The 14,920-nt window shown below is 64.4% G+C and carries 11 protein-coding genes; 4 read left to right on the top strand and 7 right to left on the bottom strand.

Features of this window, described 5'->3' with window-relative positions:
• The first annotated feature begins 1,020 nt into the window (after positions 1-1,020).
• The gene (locus TMS3_RS06120) at positions 1,021-1,323 is read left to right on the top strand and encodes a hypothetical protein (protein ID WP_025164375.1); all 303 of its coding nucleotides are present in this window, start codon (positions 1,021-1,023) and stop codon (positions 1,321-1,323) included.
• 412 nt (positions 1,324-1,735) lie between these two features.
• On the top strand, positions 1,736-2,029 hold the full coding sequence (locus TMS3_RS06115; RefSeq protein ID WP_025164374.1) for a hypothetical protein: 294 nt from the start codon (positions 1,736-1,738) through the stop codon (positions 2,027-2,029).
• A gap of 127 nt (positions 2,030-2,156) precedes the next feature.
• Here TMS3_RS06115 and TMS3_RS06110 read toward each other — a convergent pair whose 3' ends face one another.
• From TMS3_RS06110 to TMS3_RS06100, 3 genes are all read right to left on the bottom strand, one after another.
• Positions 2,157-2,687 carry an REP-associated tyrosine transposase gene (locus TMS3_RS06110; protein ID WP_025164373.1) on the bottom strand — a complete coding sequence of 177 codons (531 nt, stop codon included), beginning with the start codon at positions 2,685-2,687 and terminating at the stop codon, positions 2,157-2,159.
• 190 nt (positions 2,688-2,877) lie between these two features.
• Positions 2,878-7,782 carry an alpha-2-macroglobulin family protein gene (locus TMS3_RS06105; protein ID WP_025164372.1) on the bottom strand — a complete coding sequence of 1,635 codons (4,905 nt, stop codon included), beginning with the start codon at positions 7,780-7,782 and terminating at the stop codon, positions 2,878-2,880.
• Positions 7,783-7,885: 103 nt separating this feature from the next.
• Positions 7,886-8,350, bottom strand: coding sequence for an aminoacyl-tRNA deacylase (locus TMS3_RS06100; protein ID WP_025164371.1), 465 nt, complete (start codon positions 8,348-8,350; stop codon positions 7,886-7,888).
• Positions 8,351-8,543: 193 nt separating this feature from the next.
• On the opposite strand from TMS3_RS06100, the gene TMS3_RS06095 reads away from it, so the two are divergent.
• Complete coding sequence (locus TMS3_RS06095) at positions 8,544-9,917, top strand: MATE family efflux transporter (RefSeq protein ID WP_025164370.1); 1,374 nt, start codon at positions 8,544-8,546, stop codon at positions 9,915-9,917.
• Positions 9,918-9,974: 57 nt separating this feature from the next.
• The gene (locus TMS3_RS06090) at positions 9,975-10,430 is read left to right on the top strand and encodes a DUF2214 family protein (RefSeq protein WP_025164369.1); all 456 of its coding nucleotides are present in this window, start codon (positions 9,975-9,977) and stop codon (positions 10,428-10,430) included.
• A gap of 132 nt (positions 10,431-10,562) precedes the next feature.
• Here TMS3_RS06090 and speA read toward each other — a convergent pair whose 3' ends face one another.
• The 4 genes from speA to TMS3_RS06070 form a co-directional block, all read right to left on the bottom strand.
• Positions 10,563-12,473, bottom strand: a complete 1,911-nt coding sequence (gene speA / locus TMS3_RS06085) for an arginine decarboxylase (RefSeq protein ID WP_025164368.1) — start codon at positions 12,471-12,473, stop codon at positions 10,563-10,565.
• Between the two features lie 189 nt (positions 12,474-12,662).
• Complete coding sequence (locus TMS3_RS06080; RefSeq protein ID WP_025164367.1) at positions 12,663-13,034, bottom strand: translation initiation factor Sui1; 372 nt, start codon at positions 13,032-13,034, stop codon at positions 12,663-12,665.
• Between the two features lie 256 nt (positions 13,035-13,290).
• Positions 13,291-13,818 carry an NUDIX hydrolase gene (locus tag TMS3_RS06075; RefSeq protein ID WP_025164366.1) on the bottom strand — a complete coding sequence of 176 codons (528 nt, stop codon included), beginning with the start codon at positions 13,816-13,818 and terminating at the stop codon, positions 13,291-13,293.
• Positions 13,819-13,821: 3 nt separating this feature from the next.
• Complete coding sequence (locus TMS3_RS06070; protein WP_025164365.1) at positions 13,822-14,889, bottom strand: DUF2333 family protein; 1,068 nt, start codon at positions 14,887-14,889, stop codon at positions 13,822-13,824.
• Between the last annotated feature and the right edge of the window lie 31 nt (positions 14,890-14,920).

Here is a 14,920-nt window from a genome sequence, read left to right as displayed (position 1 = left end):
AAGGCGGCAGCCCTTGGTACGACTTCGCCTCACGGAAGGCTGATCAGGGCGATCGGTGGTGAACTCGGCAGATTCGAGTGGAGCAGTTTCCTCCCAACTTTCGACAGGACATTGATCATGGAAAAAAGTTATCCGGTTGATTCGCAGTACCCGGTGGCGAGATCGACACTGGCCAGGCTTGTCCACAGATCCGCAGCGGCTGTGCCTGCTGCCCTTATATCAATCACGCTGCTCGGCATCAGCGGAGCGGCGCTGGCCGATCATGATGTGACTCATGCCGTAGCCAACCTCAAGGGCGGGGTAGGCGCCCTCGAACAGCGCATCTGGGATTGCGAAAATGGTCGCGGAGGCTGCGTCCGTGCCAAGGGCGAGAAGGGCGATACCGGATTACAGGGTCCGATAGGAGAGACAGGCGCCACCGGACCACAAGGAATCCAGGGCGGGGTCGGGCCGCAAGGCGAAATCGGCGCCACCGGACCTATGGGACCGCAAGGCAACCAGGGTGAGGCCGGGCCGCAAGGCCAAACCGGCGCCACCGGACCTATGGGNCGGGCCGCAAGGCCAAACCGGTGCCACCGGACCTCAGGGACCGCAAGGCATACAGGGCGAGGTCGGACCGCAAGGCCAAACCGGTGCCACCGGACCTCAGGGACCGCAAGGCAGCCAGGGCGAGGTCGGGCCGCAAGGCGAGATCGGTGTTGCTGGCGCGAAGGGTGACAGGGGAGATCCTGGGACAACTGGCTTGGCCAACTGGGAGCGCCGCTCAGTCACATGCGCAAGTGGCGCTGCCAGCGTTGACTCCGTCAGCTGTACGGCAACCTGTTCTGGATCCAAGAAGGTGCTTGGCGGCGGCGTAAGCAACACCGGTGCCGTTTGGCAGGTTATTCAAAGCTTTCCGCTATCCGATACGAGCTGGACAGCGACGCTGACCCGGCTCAATGGGAATACGACAACCACCGTCACCACCTACGCCCTCTGCGCCAACACCAACTAGCCTGACTGACCGAGGAGGTACTAGCCATGAACAAGCTTCCACTTCAATTCTGGGCGGTTGCAGCATTAGTGGTAACCGGTTACGCCCAGGCCGACCACTGTGCAACGAACCTTGCCAGCGTTCAGAACGCGGCCAACCAGGCGCCCTCTGTCCAGCCCAACGTACTGAGTGCGGTCGAAGCACTGGTCCCCGCGGCCTTAGAGGCCTGCGGCAAGGAAGAACTGGCGATGACCGGCGCGGAATCAGGTTCGCCGATGCTCGCGCCAGACTATGTATCGGTCGGGCAATCCATGCTGATCAACGCCGCCGATCTGCTGAACGGCCAATAGCCCACGCAACATGCTCCCGGCTGGCGTATCTGCCATCCGGGAGCACACCCATTTCCCGCCCTCCAGATACACCCCGAGCATCCGATTCTGCCGATGCCCTGCTATCGCCTGCGTAACGCAGCCGAAACAATCCAAGCCTAGACGCTAAGCCGCCTTGCTTGCTCCTGGCGCGCCGAACGGACTGCGCATCGGGAGTGCGGTGGACGCTTTCCCCGGACTACATCCGGGCTACCGCTGCCTGACGCCAGCAATCGGCGGCGTGGGCTTGATCCGTGCGCTGCAGTAGGTCGGACATCGAGTTTCCGGCCGATACGCCTGCGGGATAGACCAAGGGATGGCACACTAACGCCCCTTGCCGCCGGTGATCGCCGGCAATAACCCACTGCACCGCTCGGCTGACAGGATCCTTTACATGCAGGTAGAAAGCTTCTTCGAATGGCTCGGCCAGGCCTTTGGCAAACTGATCCGTTTTATCGTCGAGGGTATGAGCGGCTTTCTCAGCCTGTTTGGCAATGCCATCGGCAGCTTTATCGATGGTATGTCCAAGGCGCTGGGCATTGCCCCTTCATTACTCGGCATCGCCGTGCTGGTGATTGGCCTGCTGCTGCTCTACGCCGCCGTGCGCGCTTTTATGCGCCGTTCGATCATCGGTGGGCTTATCTGGCTGTTTCTCGGCCTGTGGCTACTCAGTGGACTGATTCGCTGAGCAGCAATCCACGGATTACTGCTTCGTTGGGTATCCACCCCGGATTTCATCCGGGCTACGGGTCGATGATTCACCAGACATCAAACCCGGATTGCTCTTGTAGCCCGGATGCAATCCGGGAGCGCCCTCACTCCCCCGCCCGACTCACCGCCTGCTCGCCTCCTCCCGCCCAATCGATGGGTAACGTGCCACGCTGCACGTAACGGTGAAAGCTGGACAACGGCCAATCGCGAACCCGTGTGACCAACCCATGTTTCAGTGGGTTGATGTGGATGTAATCCACATGCGCGGCGTAGTCCTGCTCATCGCGAATCAGGTGTTCCCAGAAGTGCCGCTGCCAGAGATTGGCTTCGCCTTTGTCGTTGAGGGTAATGGAACTACCCGGCTGAACCTGCAACGCCGTCACGAACGCCGATTCGAGCATGCGGATACGCGATGAAAAATCGGCATCGTCTTCGGGCAGCGCCATCAGCATATGCACATGATCCGGCAGCACGACTATTGCCGGCAGGCGATAGGGCTTTTGTCGCTGCACATGGCGTAAGGCCTCACGCAGCAGGGCAGCGTGTCGAACCAAGACATCGGCGGTTCTGTCCTGCAACACCAACGTAAGAAAGTAGCAAGCACCCGGCGCTCTCGCCCTGCGGTAATTCACCATGGTTCCAGACCTCCTTGTCCGGTCGATCCCCGGATTACATCCGGGCTACACCTATACAGGCGCTCCGGGAGTTCTCGTAGCCTGGATGAAATCCAGGAAATACTTGGCGCCGACTCACTGTTGGATTACCCCGGATTGCATCCGGGCTACGGGTTGCTTTCGTAGCCGGATGCAATCCGGGAATGCGCACTCAACGCGGTTTGACCACCAAGCGCCCCGGGGTTTCGCCCAGCGCCTGCCAGTTCGGCCGGTACATGGACTCGATCTGCGGCGGCGGCACCCGGTAGCTGCCCGGGGTCACGGCGCGCGCCAGGTAGAGCAGGTGGGTGCTGCCGTAAGCACCGAGGTCCAGCGCCGCGACGTAACGGTCTGCACGAAACTCCTGGTGCTTGAGGTTGGCGTTGGCCATCGACTTCTGCCACGCCTGCACCGCCGTGCCGGCATCGGCCAGGCTGGCGGCGCTCTGCGCCAGATTCTGATTTTCCAGCTCCAGCCCGGCCGGTAACAGGTCGACCAGCAGCGCATCCGGTACCCGCTGTTTGGCCGCCAGCGTCAGGTGCACCAGCACCAGCTCGCCGCTGTGCAGCGCGCCGAGGTCCAGCGGGCGACCGTCCATGCCCAGGTATTCGCGCTGGATACTGAGGTTCTCGCCGCCAGCAACTGGCGCCTTGAGCGGGAAGCCGGACAGCGTCAGCTGCTGATACAGCGGTTCGTCGCCCGAGTTGCTGATGCTCAGCGGCTCGGCCAGCTCGCCACCGTCCAGCTTGATACCCGCCTGCCCGTTGCTCAGCGCGAAGGCGAAGCTGCCGCTGTTCAGCTCGGCGCGCCAGGCCGGCTCGGGTTTGCTCAGCAGGTTGCGCCCGGCCAGGTACAGCGCATTGCGCTCTTGGGTCGACAGCCACTGCTGACTGGCCACTTCGTCGGCCAGGGCAAACAGGCGCTGTTCGCGACTGCTGGCGGCCAGGTCATGCTCCTCCAGCAGCGCCAGGATCAGCGCCTGATCGCGCAGCGGGCTGCCGTAATCGGCCAGCCAGCCCTCGCTGTCGCGACCGCGCGCGAGGCCGGCGGCCAGGGCCTGATCGGCGCGCGGCTGATCGCCCATCTTCTGCAAGGCGATGGCCAGCTGCACCAGCGGCAGCCCGGACTGCGCATCGGCGCGGCGTTCTAACAGGCTGCGCAGCGCGCCGAGCGGCGCCTGCTGACTGCGCGCCAGCACGTAGCCGGCATAGGCCTGCACGGCGAAGCGGCTGTGGTTGGCGTTCTGGCTGTAGTTGAGTTCGATCAACTGGCGCTCCTGCACATAGCGCAGCAGCCGTTCGCTGGCCTTCTTCAGCGCCTCGGCCGGCACGCCGAAGCCCTGTTCGCGGGCGCGCAGGAGGAAGTCGGTGACGTAGGCGCTCAGCCAGTACTCCTCCTCGCCATCGGCGCCCCACAGGCCGAAGCTGCCGTTGTAGCGCTGCATGCTCAGCAGGCGTTCGATACCCAGTTCGATGGCGCGCTTGCGCTGCTCGTCCGGCTCGGTCTCCAGGCCCAGTCGCTTGAGGGTGGCCGCGTCGGCATACAGCGACGGATACAGGCCGCTGGTGGTCTGCTCCAGGCAGCCATAGGGGTAGGCCTTGAGCGCCCGGATCTGCTCGCCAAGGTTGAGCGGCGGCCGGCTGGAGATGGCCAGGCGCGCTTGCAGCCCCGCCGGTTCGAAGGCCTCCAGGGTGCCGGCCGGCAGGCTCCAGGGCTGGCCCTTGAGCACCGTACGAAAGTGTTGCAGCTGCGCCGGATAGGCCGGACGAATGCCCAGGGTCCACTCGCGACTGAATGGCGGCAGTTGTTCGTCGGGTAGCGACAAGCCTTGTACCGCGACCGCGATCCGGCCCTGGCCATACCCGCCGAGGGCGCGCACCGGGATGTGCACGCTGCGGCGTTCGCCATCAGCCAGGCTGATCGTCGACTGCGCCGAAGCGGGCTCACTCAGACTCAGCTGGCCGTCGACGCTGAGCTGCACCTCGAGCTGCTGAGCCTGGCCGGACAGGTTGTGCAGGTCCAGCGCCAGGCTGGTTTCATCGCCACCGGCGAGGAAGCGCGGCATCGACAGCTCGGCGATCAGCGGCGCGGCCACCAGACTCTTGGCCTCGGCCATGCCATAGCGCTGATCCGTCCAGGCCTGGGCCATCAGCCGCAGCTCGCCGTTGAAATCGGGAATATCCAGGCTGACTTCGCCCTCGCCCCGCTCGTTCAACTGCAGCGGCTGGCTCTGCAGGGCGACGATCAGCACGCTGGTATCCGGGCGCTTACCGCCGGCCGCCAGCGCCGCGTCGCCACCGAAGGCCAGCTTGGCCACCCGCCCCTGGCCGGCCTCGATCAGCTGGCCATACACATCCAACTGGTCGGCGCCGTAGGCCTTACGCCCGAACAGCGCGGCGTAGGGATCGGGCGTGGGGTAGTCGGTGATATTGAGGATGCCGGCATCCACGGCGGCGACCAGCACCTGCACCTGTTTCGCTGCGCTGCCGTCGGCATTGCGCGCCTGCACTTTGACCTTCAGCGGCTGGTTCGGGCGCATCTGTTGCGGCGCCTGTAAGGTCAGCGCCAACTGGCGTGACGCGCGCTGCAGCGGCAGGTGCAGCAGGCCGACCGCGCGCTTCGGCGTGGCGTTGCTCTTGCGCTCGCCGGGGCGGATCACCAGGGCACTGACGTACAGGTCGTGTCGCGCCCACGTCTTGTCGATGGGAATGGCGAAGGTCTTGCCCTCGGCCGGCACCTCGATCTCCTGCCACCACAGTGGACCATCGCTGGACTCGACCAGCAGATAGCCGTTGCCGGCGGCCGGCGGCGTGACCGTGATCTGCGCTGTCTCGCCCTCATGGTAAGCCGGCTTATCCAGCGCCAGTTTGACCTGGTCCGGACGCACCGCGCCGCCGTCGGCATTGTCCTGCCAGCGGTAACCGGCCCAGAACCGCAGGCTGCTGAGCAGGCCGGTCTGAGCGTCGATCACCTCGACCCGGTACGGTCCCCACTCCACCGGGAAACTGATCTTCGCCGTGCCGCCGGCCGCGACCTTGAGGGTTTCCTCGTTGAGGGTCAGGTACTTCTCGTTGTAGTTGTGGCTCCAGCCATCGCTGTCGGAGAAGTTCCAGTAGTAGTCGCGACGCTCACGGATCAGGCGCACGCTGAGCTGCTCGGCGGCCAGCTTGTGGCCGGCGGCATCGGCCACCAGCACCTCGAACTCGGCCAGGCTGTCGGCGTCGACCTGCTCGCCGTCGAACAGCCCACGCACACCGGGCAAGCGCTCGGCCGGCCACACCGGCTGAACCAGGCGCCGGGTGATCGGCCGGCCGCCGGACTCCTGCAGGCTGGCCTGGAGGATCAGCTGCAGCGGCGACTTGACCTCGCCCCAGCGGCTGTCGATGTTCAACGTGGTCTTGCCCTGCTCATCCAGGGCGACCTCGTCCAGTTCGATGTCCTGGCTCAGCTCCTTCTCGATCACCGAACCGAATTGATAGCCCGGCAGGCTGGCAACGGCCTCGCGCAGCGGCCGCACGTAGAGCTGGCCGCTGAGGCGGTTGGCGGCCGCCGGAGCGCCATACAGGTATCGTCCGCTGACCTCGAAGCGCGCGCTGTCGCCCGGTTTGAACGGGGTATCGCGACCCTTCAGTTCCAGCGCCAGACGCTCGGGCAGGAAGTCCTCCACCGAAAACTCATACAACTGCGGCGAACCGTCGCCGAGGTCGAACAGCAACTGCCAGCGCCCGGTCGGCGCCTCCTCGGCCAGGTGCAGCGGGTATTGATAAAGACCGCTGTCATCCGCCTGCCAGACGAATTTGCGGCTGACCTGCTCGTCCGGCCGGCGCACTTCGACATTCACCGGCTGTGGCTTGACTGCGCGGCCATCGGCGTCACGCAGCAGGGCATTGAGCAACACGGTTTCGCCAGGGCGATAGAGATCACGCGGACCGAACACGAAGAACTGCAGTGGGTGCGCCTTGGGCCCGGCGATATCGAACTCGGCCAGGTCCAGGGCCGGCCCGCCGAGACGCAGCAGGCTGGTCTGCTCGCCCTGGCGCGCCAGCAGCAGTTCGGCCTTGGCCGGCAGGGGCAGCTCGGCATGCCCAGCGCCATCGGTCTTGCCTTCGGCCAGCACCTGGCCCTTGCCGTCCAACAGTTCCAGCTGGATCTCGGCCAAGGCCTGGCCGCCGGCCAACGCCTGAGTGAATACATCCAGACGCTGGCGATAGCGGTGCGCGGACAGACCGATGTCGCTCAGGCTGAACAGCGTGGCCGGTTGCGAGTAGCTGTAACTGCCCGCCGCACGCATCACCGCCAGGTACACCCCAGGCTGCTTGAACGGTTCCAGCCCGGCAATCGGCAGCAGCAGGGTTTCCCGTGTATTGCGCGCGGGGTTGAGTTCGAAACGCCCGCCATACACCAGCTCGGCCATCGGCAGCAGTTGCTGCGCCTCCCAGGTGTCGAGGTTGCTGCTGCGCCCCCACTGGCCGAGAAAGCTCGGCAGCGCCTGCGGCTTGATGCGGAAGAACTCGACGTTGACCCGATCGACGTTCAGCGCGATCACCGGCAGGCCTTCGGCCAGGCGAGTCGGCAACAGCGAACCACGACTGGCGAAGCCGACGCTGGCTTGCAGGTCGCGCGTCTGCAGGCGACTGACGTGCTCGGCGGCCAGCGCCTGGCCGTTCACCGCGCGCAGCCCGGCATCCACGGTCAGCACCAGCTTGCGCCGTGGTGGCAGATGGCGCAGGCGCAGCTCCATCAGATTGTCGGCCAACTCCCAGGCGCCATCGACCTTGCCACTCTTGCTATCGACCAGGTGCAGTCGCTCGGCGAAGTTCTGCTCCGGATCGAGCGGCACCGAAAAGCTCACGGACAGCGCGCTGGCACCATCCTGCTGCACCTCTGAGACATCCACCACGCTCAACTCACGGTCGGCATAGCGCTCGGCCAGGGCGGCGCGATCGACGACCGGCTTGAGCCTTTGCTGAGCCGCAACAGGCTCAGACTGGGAGACCTTGGCCGGTTCGGGCGTGGAGGAGTCACAGGCGCTGAGCAAACTCAGGACAAGTGCCAGAAACAATCCTTTGATCGGCATTGCAGGCTCCAAAAGTGATGGGCGCAGAGGCCAGACACTATAGCCGAGCGCCCTTGGAGCGACGAGGCCGGCAGGACGAAGCCGCCGCGCCTCCGGCCTCAACTCAATGGCAGAGCTCGCAGACTTTAGCGTTGGGTGCCAGCTTGAAGAACTCGTCGATCGGCATATGCACCAGGCTTTCGTGATCACCCGCCTCCAGGTAGATGTCCTGCTGACGAACCAACAGCGGATCGATCAGCATGTCGATGCCGTAGACCTCGCCCAAAGCAGGCACCGCGCCGTGCTCGCAGTCCTTGAACAGTCTGGCCAGACTCTGTTCGCCGCTCAGCTGCCAGCGCCGCGGCCCCTTGCGCACCTTGCTCAGGTCCAACTGGCGGTCGGCCGGCAACACGGCCATCAGGTAATGCCCACGCCGATCATCGAGGATCACCGACTTGGCCATGCGCGCGGCGGGAATACCGGCCTTGCGCGCCGACTCCAGACTGGTTGCCGAGTGCGTATGCTCGACCAACTCGAACTGACAATGCGCCCGTTGCAGGCTGCGTTCCAAGGTTTGCGCCATGTGCATGATCCACCTCCTCGACCGCCCGTGTGCGGCCATTGCCGATCCCCCTGAGTATGAGTTTAGTCAGCCCCGGACGCGGCATGACGCAACATCTGCGCTGACCTTGTGGGCGCTATAGTCGCGCACGCGCCATCCACATCGGAGCTGCTCCTCAGCCGGGAACCGCGCTTATAATTCGGCATTTTCCGGAGCCTTCATGTCCTTGCTACGCGACGCCTGGCAGCACAGCCCGACCCATAGGCGGGTATGGGCGCTGGCCGCGCCGATGATCCTGTCCAACATCTCGGTGCCGATGGTGGCGCTGGTCGACAGCGCGGTGGTCGGCCACCTGCCCCACGCTTACCAGCTCGCGGCGGTGGCGGTCGGCGCCAGCCTGTACACCCTGCTGACCTGGGCCATGGGCTTCCTGCGCATGGGCACCACCGGCTTCGCCGCCCAGGCCGCCGGCCGCGACGATGGCGGCGCCCTGCGTCAGGTACTGCTGCAAGGACTGTTGCTCGGCGGCGGCCTGGCCCTGCTGCTGATCCTCATCGCGCTGCCCTTCAGCAGCCTGGCACTGAGCCTGATGCAACCCTCGACGGAGCTCGATCAGCTGGCCCGCGGCTATTTCCAGATCCGCCTGTTCGGCCTGCCGGCGGCGCTGGCCAGTTATGCGCTGATCGGCTGGCTGCTCGGCACCCAGAACGCCCGCGGGCCACTGGCGATCCTGCTGACCACCAATCTGCTCAACGTGGCCCTCGACCTGCTGTTCGTCCTCGGCCTGCACTGGGGTGTGGCCGGCGCGGCCTGGGCCTCGGTGATCGCCGAATGGAGCGGCGCCCTGCTCGGTCTGTGGCTGGCGCGGCGCGCCTTGCGCCGTTATGCCGGCCAGATCGATTGGCCGGCGCTGCGCCGCTGGCTCAGTTGGCGGCCGCTGCTGGCGGTGAACCGCGACATCTTTATCCGCACCCTGGCGCTGCAGGCGGTGTTCTTTCTGATCACCGTGCAGGGCACCCGCCTGGGCGATGCCACGGTCGCAGCCAATGCCCTGCTGCTCAACGGCTTGCTGCTTACCGCCCACGCCCTCGATGGCCTCGCCCATGCGGTGGAAGCGCTGTGTGGCCATGCCCTGGGCGCCCGCGATCGCGACGCATTGCGCCGCAACCTGATAGTCGCCGGCGGCTGGTCGCTACTCGCCAGCTTGGGCTTCGCCTTGTTCTTCCTGATCGCTGGGCAGAGCTTTATCCAGCTGCAGACCGACATCGCCACGGTGCGCGAGACGGCGTTCGAGTACCTGCCCTACCTGGCCCTGCTGCCACTGGTGGCGGTCTGGAGTTACTTGCTCGACGGCCTGTTTATCGGCGCCACCCGGGCCCGCGAGATGCGCGACGCCATGCTCCTGGCCGTTGTCCTGAGCCTGCCACTGGCCTGGCTGTTACAGGGCCTGGGCAATCACGGCCTGTGGCTGACCTTTCTCTGCTTCATGGCCCTGCGCAGCCTCTGCCTGGGCGCCTATGCTCACTACCTGAGTCGTCACGACCTGTGGTTCGGCCCTTGCAACCCGCGACAGGCGGCCCAGGATCGGCCCTGAGGGGCCCTGCCACCGACAGCTAATAACCCGCTAACCTCGCACCAGAAAGGAGTCCCCATGGCCGCAGCCATCGCCGCGTACCTGCATTACCTGTCGATCTTCTTGCTATTCGCCTTGCTGACCCTCGAACACCGCCTGTTCAAGCTGCCGCTGGATCTGGAGCGGGCGCGCAGCCTGATCCGCATCGACATCGCCTACGGCCTGAGCGCCGGCCTGGTGCTGGCCACCGGCGCCGCGCGGGTGTTCTGGTACGCCAAGGGGCTGGACTACTACCTGCACAACAGCCTGTTCCACGCCAAGCTCGGCCTGTTCATTCTGGTTGCCCTGCTGTCGGGCCTGCCGACCTTCGTATTCCTCAACTGGCGCAATACCCTGAAAGCCGGACAGGTTCCGCAAGTCAGCGCGCGCCAGGGCAAACTGGTGATCATGACCATTCGCCTGGAGCTGCTGTTGCTGCTGATCATTCCGCTGCTGGCGGCGCTGATGGCCCGGGGCTTTGGAGTGACGGGCTAAACACTCGCCCGACGTAGCCCGGATGCAATCCGGGAACACTGCTAACCCAGTCCCGGATTTCATCCGGGCTACGAGTCTGCCGCAGAAACGAAAACGCCCGGTGACAACCGGGCGTCTGTGTAGCAGCAACAGTCAGGACAGATAGGAGGACCGAGTCAACCCCAGGCGCAGGGCGTCGAGGAACTGGGTGCGTTCGCGAGCGCTGATCTTGGCGCTGGCGACCTTGTCGCGGTAGTGGGTCATCAACTCCTCCGGCGACAGGTGCACGTAGCGCAGCATGTCCTCGATGGTGTCGTGGGTCTCGATGCCAGCGTGGTACACGCTGCCGTCCTGGTTCTGGTAGATGTTCACCGAATCGGTGTCACCAAACAGGTTATGCATGTCGCCGAGGATTTCCTGATAGGCACCGACCAGGAAGATTCCCAGCAGATAATCTTCGCCCTCGCGCACCTCATGCACCGGCAGGCTGGTTTCGATGCTCTGCTCGTCGACGTACTGGCGGATCTTGCCGTCGGAGTCGCAGGTCAGGTCCTGCAGCACCGCGCGGCGCATCGGCTCTTCGTCCAGGCGATTGAGCGGCAGGATCGGCAGCACCTGGCCGATGGCCCAGGTGTCGGGCAGGCTCTGGAACACCGAGAAGTTGCAGATGTACTTGTCGGCCAGCTTGTCGTTGAGCTCGTCGAGCACCTGGCGATGCGAACGCTGACGCGCCTTCAGCGAGTTGTACAGGCGCCGGCACAGGGCGAAGTAGCACTGCTCGCCCAGGGCCTTCTCGCGCAGGCTGATCTTGCCCTCGGCATACTGGCTGGCGATGTCGCTCATGTAGTGGGTGGCGCGCCAGTAGGTCTCGGTGACCATCTCGATGTCGGTCGGGCCGAGCAGTTCGACCAGGTATTGCACGGTCTCCGGCAGGCTGGCCTTGTCCTCGATCAGCGGCACCTCGTCGTTGTGCTTCTCCACGTCGGTGACCTGCACCACCAGCATGGCGTGGTGCGCGGTCAGCGAGCGGCCGCTCTCGGAGAAGATATGCGGATGCGGCAGCTCCTGGGCATCGCAGAACTCTTTCAACATGCCGACCACCACACCGGCGTAGTCGTCCATGTCGTAGTTGATCGAGCTGGCGTTACGCGAGTGGGTACCGTCGTAGTCCACCCCCAGACCGCCACCGACGTCGATGTGATCGACCGGCAGACCGAGACCGCGCAATTCGCCGTAGTAACGGATGGCTTCCTTGAAACCGTGCTGGTAGTCGGCCAGGTTGGCGATCTGCGAACCCATGTGGAAGTGCAGCAGGCGGATGCCCTGATCCAGCTTGGCCGCGCGGAAGCGCTCGACCACCGACAGCAACTGCGCCGCCGACAGGCCGAACTTGGACTTCTCGCCGCCGGTATCGGCCCACTTGGAGGAGGCCAGCGAAGACAGGCGCACGCGCAGGCCGATCTGCGGGGCGACCTTGAGTTCGGCCGCCTCCTCGATCACCAACTGCACCTCGGATTCCTTCTCGATGACGATGAACACGTTGTGCCCGAGCTTCTGCCCCATCAGCGCCAGCTTGATGAACTCGCGATCCTTGTAGCCGTTGCAGACGATGGTGCCGCCCTTCGGCGCGAGCGCCAGCACCGCCATCAATTCCGGCTTGGAGCCGGCTTCCAGGCCGATCGAGACGTTTTGCGTGGCGATGATGTTCTCCACCACCGCTTCCTGCTGATTGACCTTGATCGGGTACAGCGCGGTGTATTGGCTCTGGTACTCGAGCCGCGCGATGTTGGCATCGAAGGCGCCGGTCAGCTGGCGCACTCGGTCCTGCAGGATGTCAGGGAAACGCACCAGCAATGGCAGGCTGAGACCGCTCTGACGCAGCTCATCGATCTGCGCTGACAGGTCGAAGGGCGTGCTGTCGGGGCCATTAGGACGCACCTCGACGCGGCCACTGTCATTGATCGCGAAATAACCCGCGCCCCAATGGCGAATGCCATAGACGCTGCGACTGTCCGCCACTGTCCACTGGCTGCCGTCATCTTTGCGTGTGCGTCGTACAGACATCGAGGTCTCCCTTGCTAGCGATAAAAAGCCCTGAAGCCAATCGGTCAGGGCGAGAGCAGATTAGCAGCCATTGAGCCATTCCTGCGGGCTTTGCGCGCATACGGACTCAACGACCGGTATTAATTTTGGCAATGAGCAGGACCCGGCAGTGAACAGGCCAACTGCCGAGAACGTGTAGGGAAAGTGCAATCAGCCGCCGGACTTCTTGGCCTTGAAACCGCGTTTGAGCAGTTCTTCGAGCAGCAGTTCGACGTGCTCGCCCTGGATCTCGATCACCCCGTCCTTCAGCGCGCCGCCGCAGCCGCAGCGCTTCTTCAGCGCAGTGGCCAGCTCTTTCAGGGCATCTTCGGCCAGCGGCACGCCACTGATGGTGGTCACCGTCTTGCCGCCACGGCCTTTGCTTTCGCGGCGCACACGGGCGATGCCATCTCCGGCAGGGATCTGCTGTTGCTTACAGGTGCAGGCGTCCACCGGCTGGCCACAGTCCGGGCAATGCCGGCCGCTGTCGGTGGAATACACCAGGCCGCCGAGGGCGGCGAATGGCGAAGCTTTCTTGACCACCGGCTTATCCTCGTAGGGGTCAGGAGCGTACCGAGCGATCGGCACGCTGAAAGCGACTGGCTGAAAAAATCAGCCGCGAAGCCCCACTCTGGCAGGGGCAGCGCACCCGAGCTGGGCGGCTCGGGCTTGAAAGGGCGCGCAGTGTAACGGCAAAGACGGCGAATGCTAAGTGCGAAATTGCGCCATTAATCGGCAACCAGGCGACATTTCCCCGGTCCTTGCGCAGCATTACTGGCAGTTCACAGCCCGCAGCGCACTAGCCAAGATAGCGCCGTAGCGCCTCCAACGAGTCAGGGCAATAGGGCTTTTCGAAGGCCTCGTCCAGCGCTTGCCGTGGCGACATGAAATGCGCCTCCAGCACCTCTTCGGGCTGCAAGCGCAAGGGGGCATCGGACACCGCGGAAAACACCGCACACCACAACCGGTTGCCTGCCTGATCGAAGAAAAAGCGCTCATGCTCATGGAGCGCGACAGCCGCTATGCCCAACTCCTCCTCCAGCTCACGGGCGGCAGACTCGGCGTAGCTTTCGCCCTGCTGCACCATGCCGCCGGCTGCCACATCCCAGTAGCCGGGATACAGCGCCTTGCTCAGGGTGCGCCGGTGCACACAGAGTTCACCGACGGAGTTGAACAGCAGGATAAAGGTGCCGCGACCGATCAGGCCGCGTTCGCACAGCTCGGCGCGCGGCAGGCTGCCGAGCAGACGATCCTGCTCGTCGACCCAGGCGACCAGTTCTGCATCCGAGGCGGCGCGGTGCACCACCTCGGCATCGGACACCGCCATCCTTTAGCCCTGACTCAGCAGCGTACGCAGGTCGATAATCGCCGCGTTGGCCCGCGAGATGTAGTTGGCCATCACCAGCGAGTGGTTGGCCAACAGACCATAGCCGCTGCCGTTGAGGATCACCGGGCTCCACAGGGTTTCCTGGGCGGCCTCCAGTTCACGAATGATCTGGCGCACGCTGACTGCCGCGTTCTTCTTCGCCAACACGTCGGCGAAGTCCACCTCGATGGCGCGCAACAGATGCGACAGTGCCCAGGCCTGACCACGGGCCTCGTAGAACACGTTGTCGATCTGCAGCCACGGCGTCTCGTAGTTGCCCTCATTCACCTGAGGCAGGCCGTCTGCATCCAGCGCCGCATCCTTCACACCATCGCTCAGGCGCACCTGACCGACACTGGCGGACAAGCGCTGCGACAGCGAGCCTAAACGTGTCGCGGCATCGCCCAACCAGTTATTCAGGTTGTCGGCGCGGGTGTAGAACTGCGCATTGCGCTGGCTTGGGTCGGCCAGCCGCTTCAGATAGCGATCCAGCAGCTTGATCCCTTCGCGGTATTCCGATTCGGATGCCGGCAGCGCCCAACTCTTGTTGTCAAAGTTGAAACGCGGCTCGGCTTTGGCCAGGTCCGGATCTTCAGTAGATTGCGATTGCGAACGGGCAAAATCCTTGCGCATGGCGCGAGCCAGATCGCGAACCTGGACCAGCACGCCATATTCCCAGCTCGGCATGTTGTCCAGCCACAAGCCTGGCGGAGCGAGGTCGTTAGACAGATAACCGCCCGGTTTATCGAGCAAGGTGCTGGCTACCTGTTTCAAGGTTTCCACCGTGGTGTAGCCATTGACCATCTGCCGCTGAGCTTTCTGCGCCGCCGCCTGAGCACGCTCCTGTACTGGAAACAACTCGGGTTCCTGGCTCCAGTACCAACCGACTACCAGCGTCAGCAACAAGTAAATGACCAACAAGCCACCCAGCACACGGCCAAGCCAGCCGCCCCCCCGGTGACTGCTCATGTTGTCGACCGAGTTATCGGCGCTGTCGCGCACGGTGGTCGCGCGATTCTTCCAATCCAGCATGGCAATGTCCTTCATCTACGGCATTCGGTTG

The organism is Pseudomonas taeanensis MS-3, from assembly GCF_000498575.2.
In the GTDB taxonomy this organism is placed as follows: Bacteria; Pseudomonadota; Gammaproteobacteria; order Pseudomonadales; family Pseudomonadaceae; genus Aquipseudomonas; species Aquipseudomonas taeanensis.
This window is presented reverse-complemented; position numbering and strand designations above follow the sequence as displayed.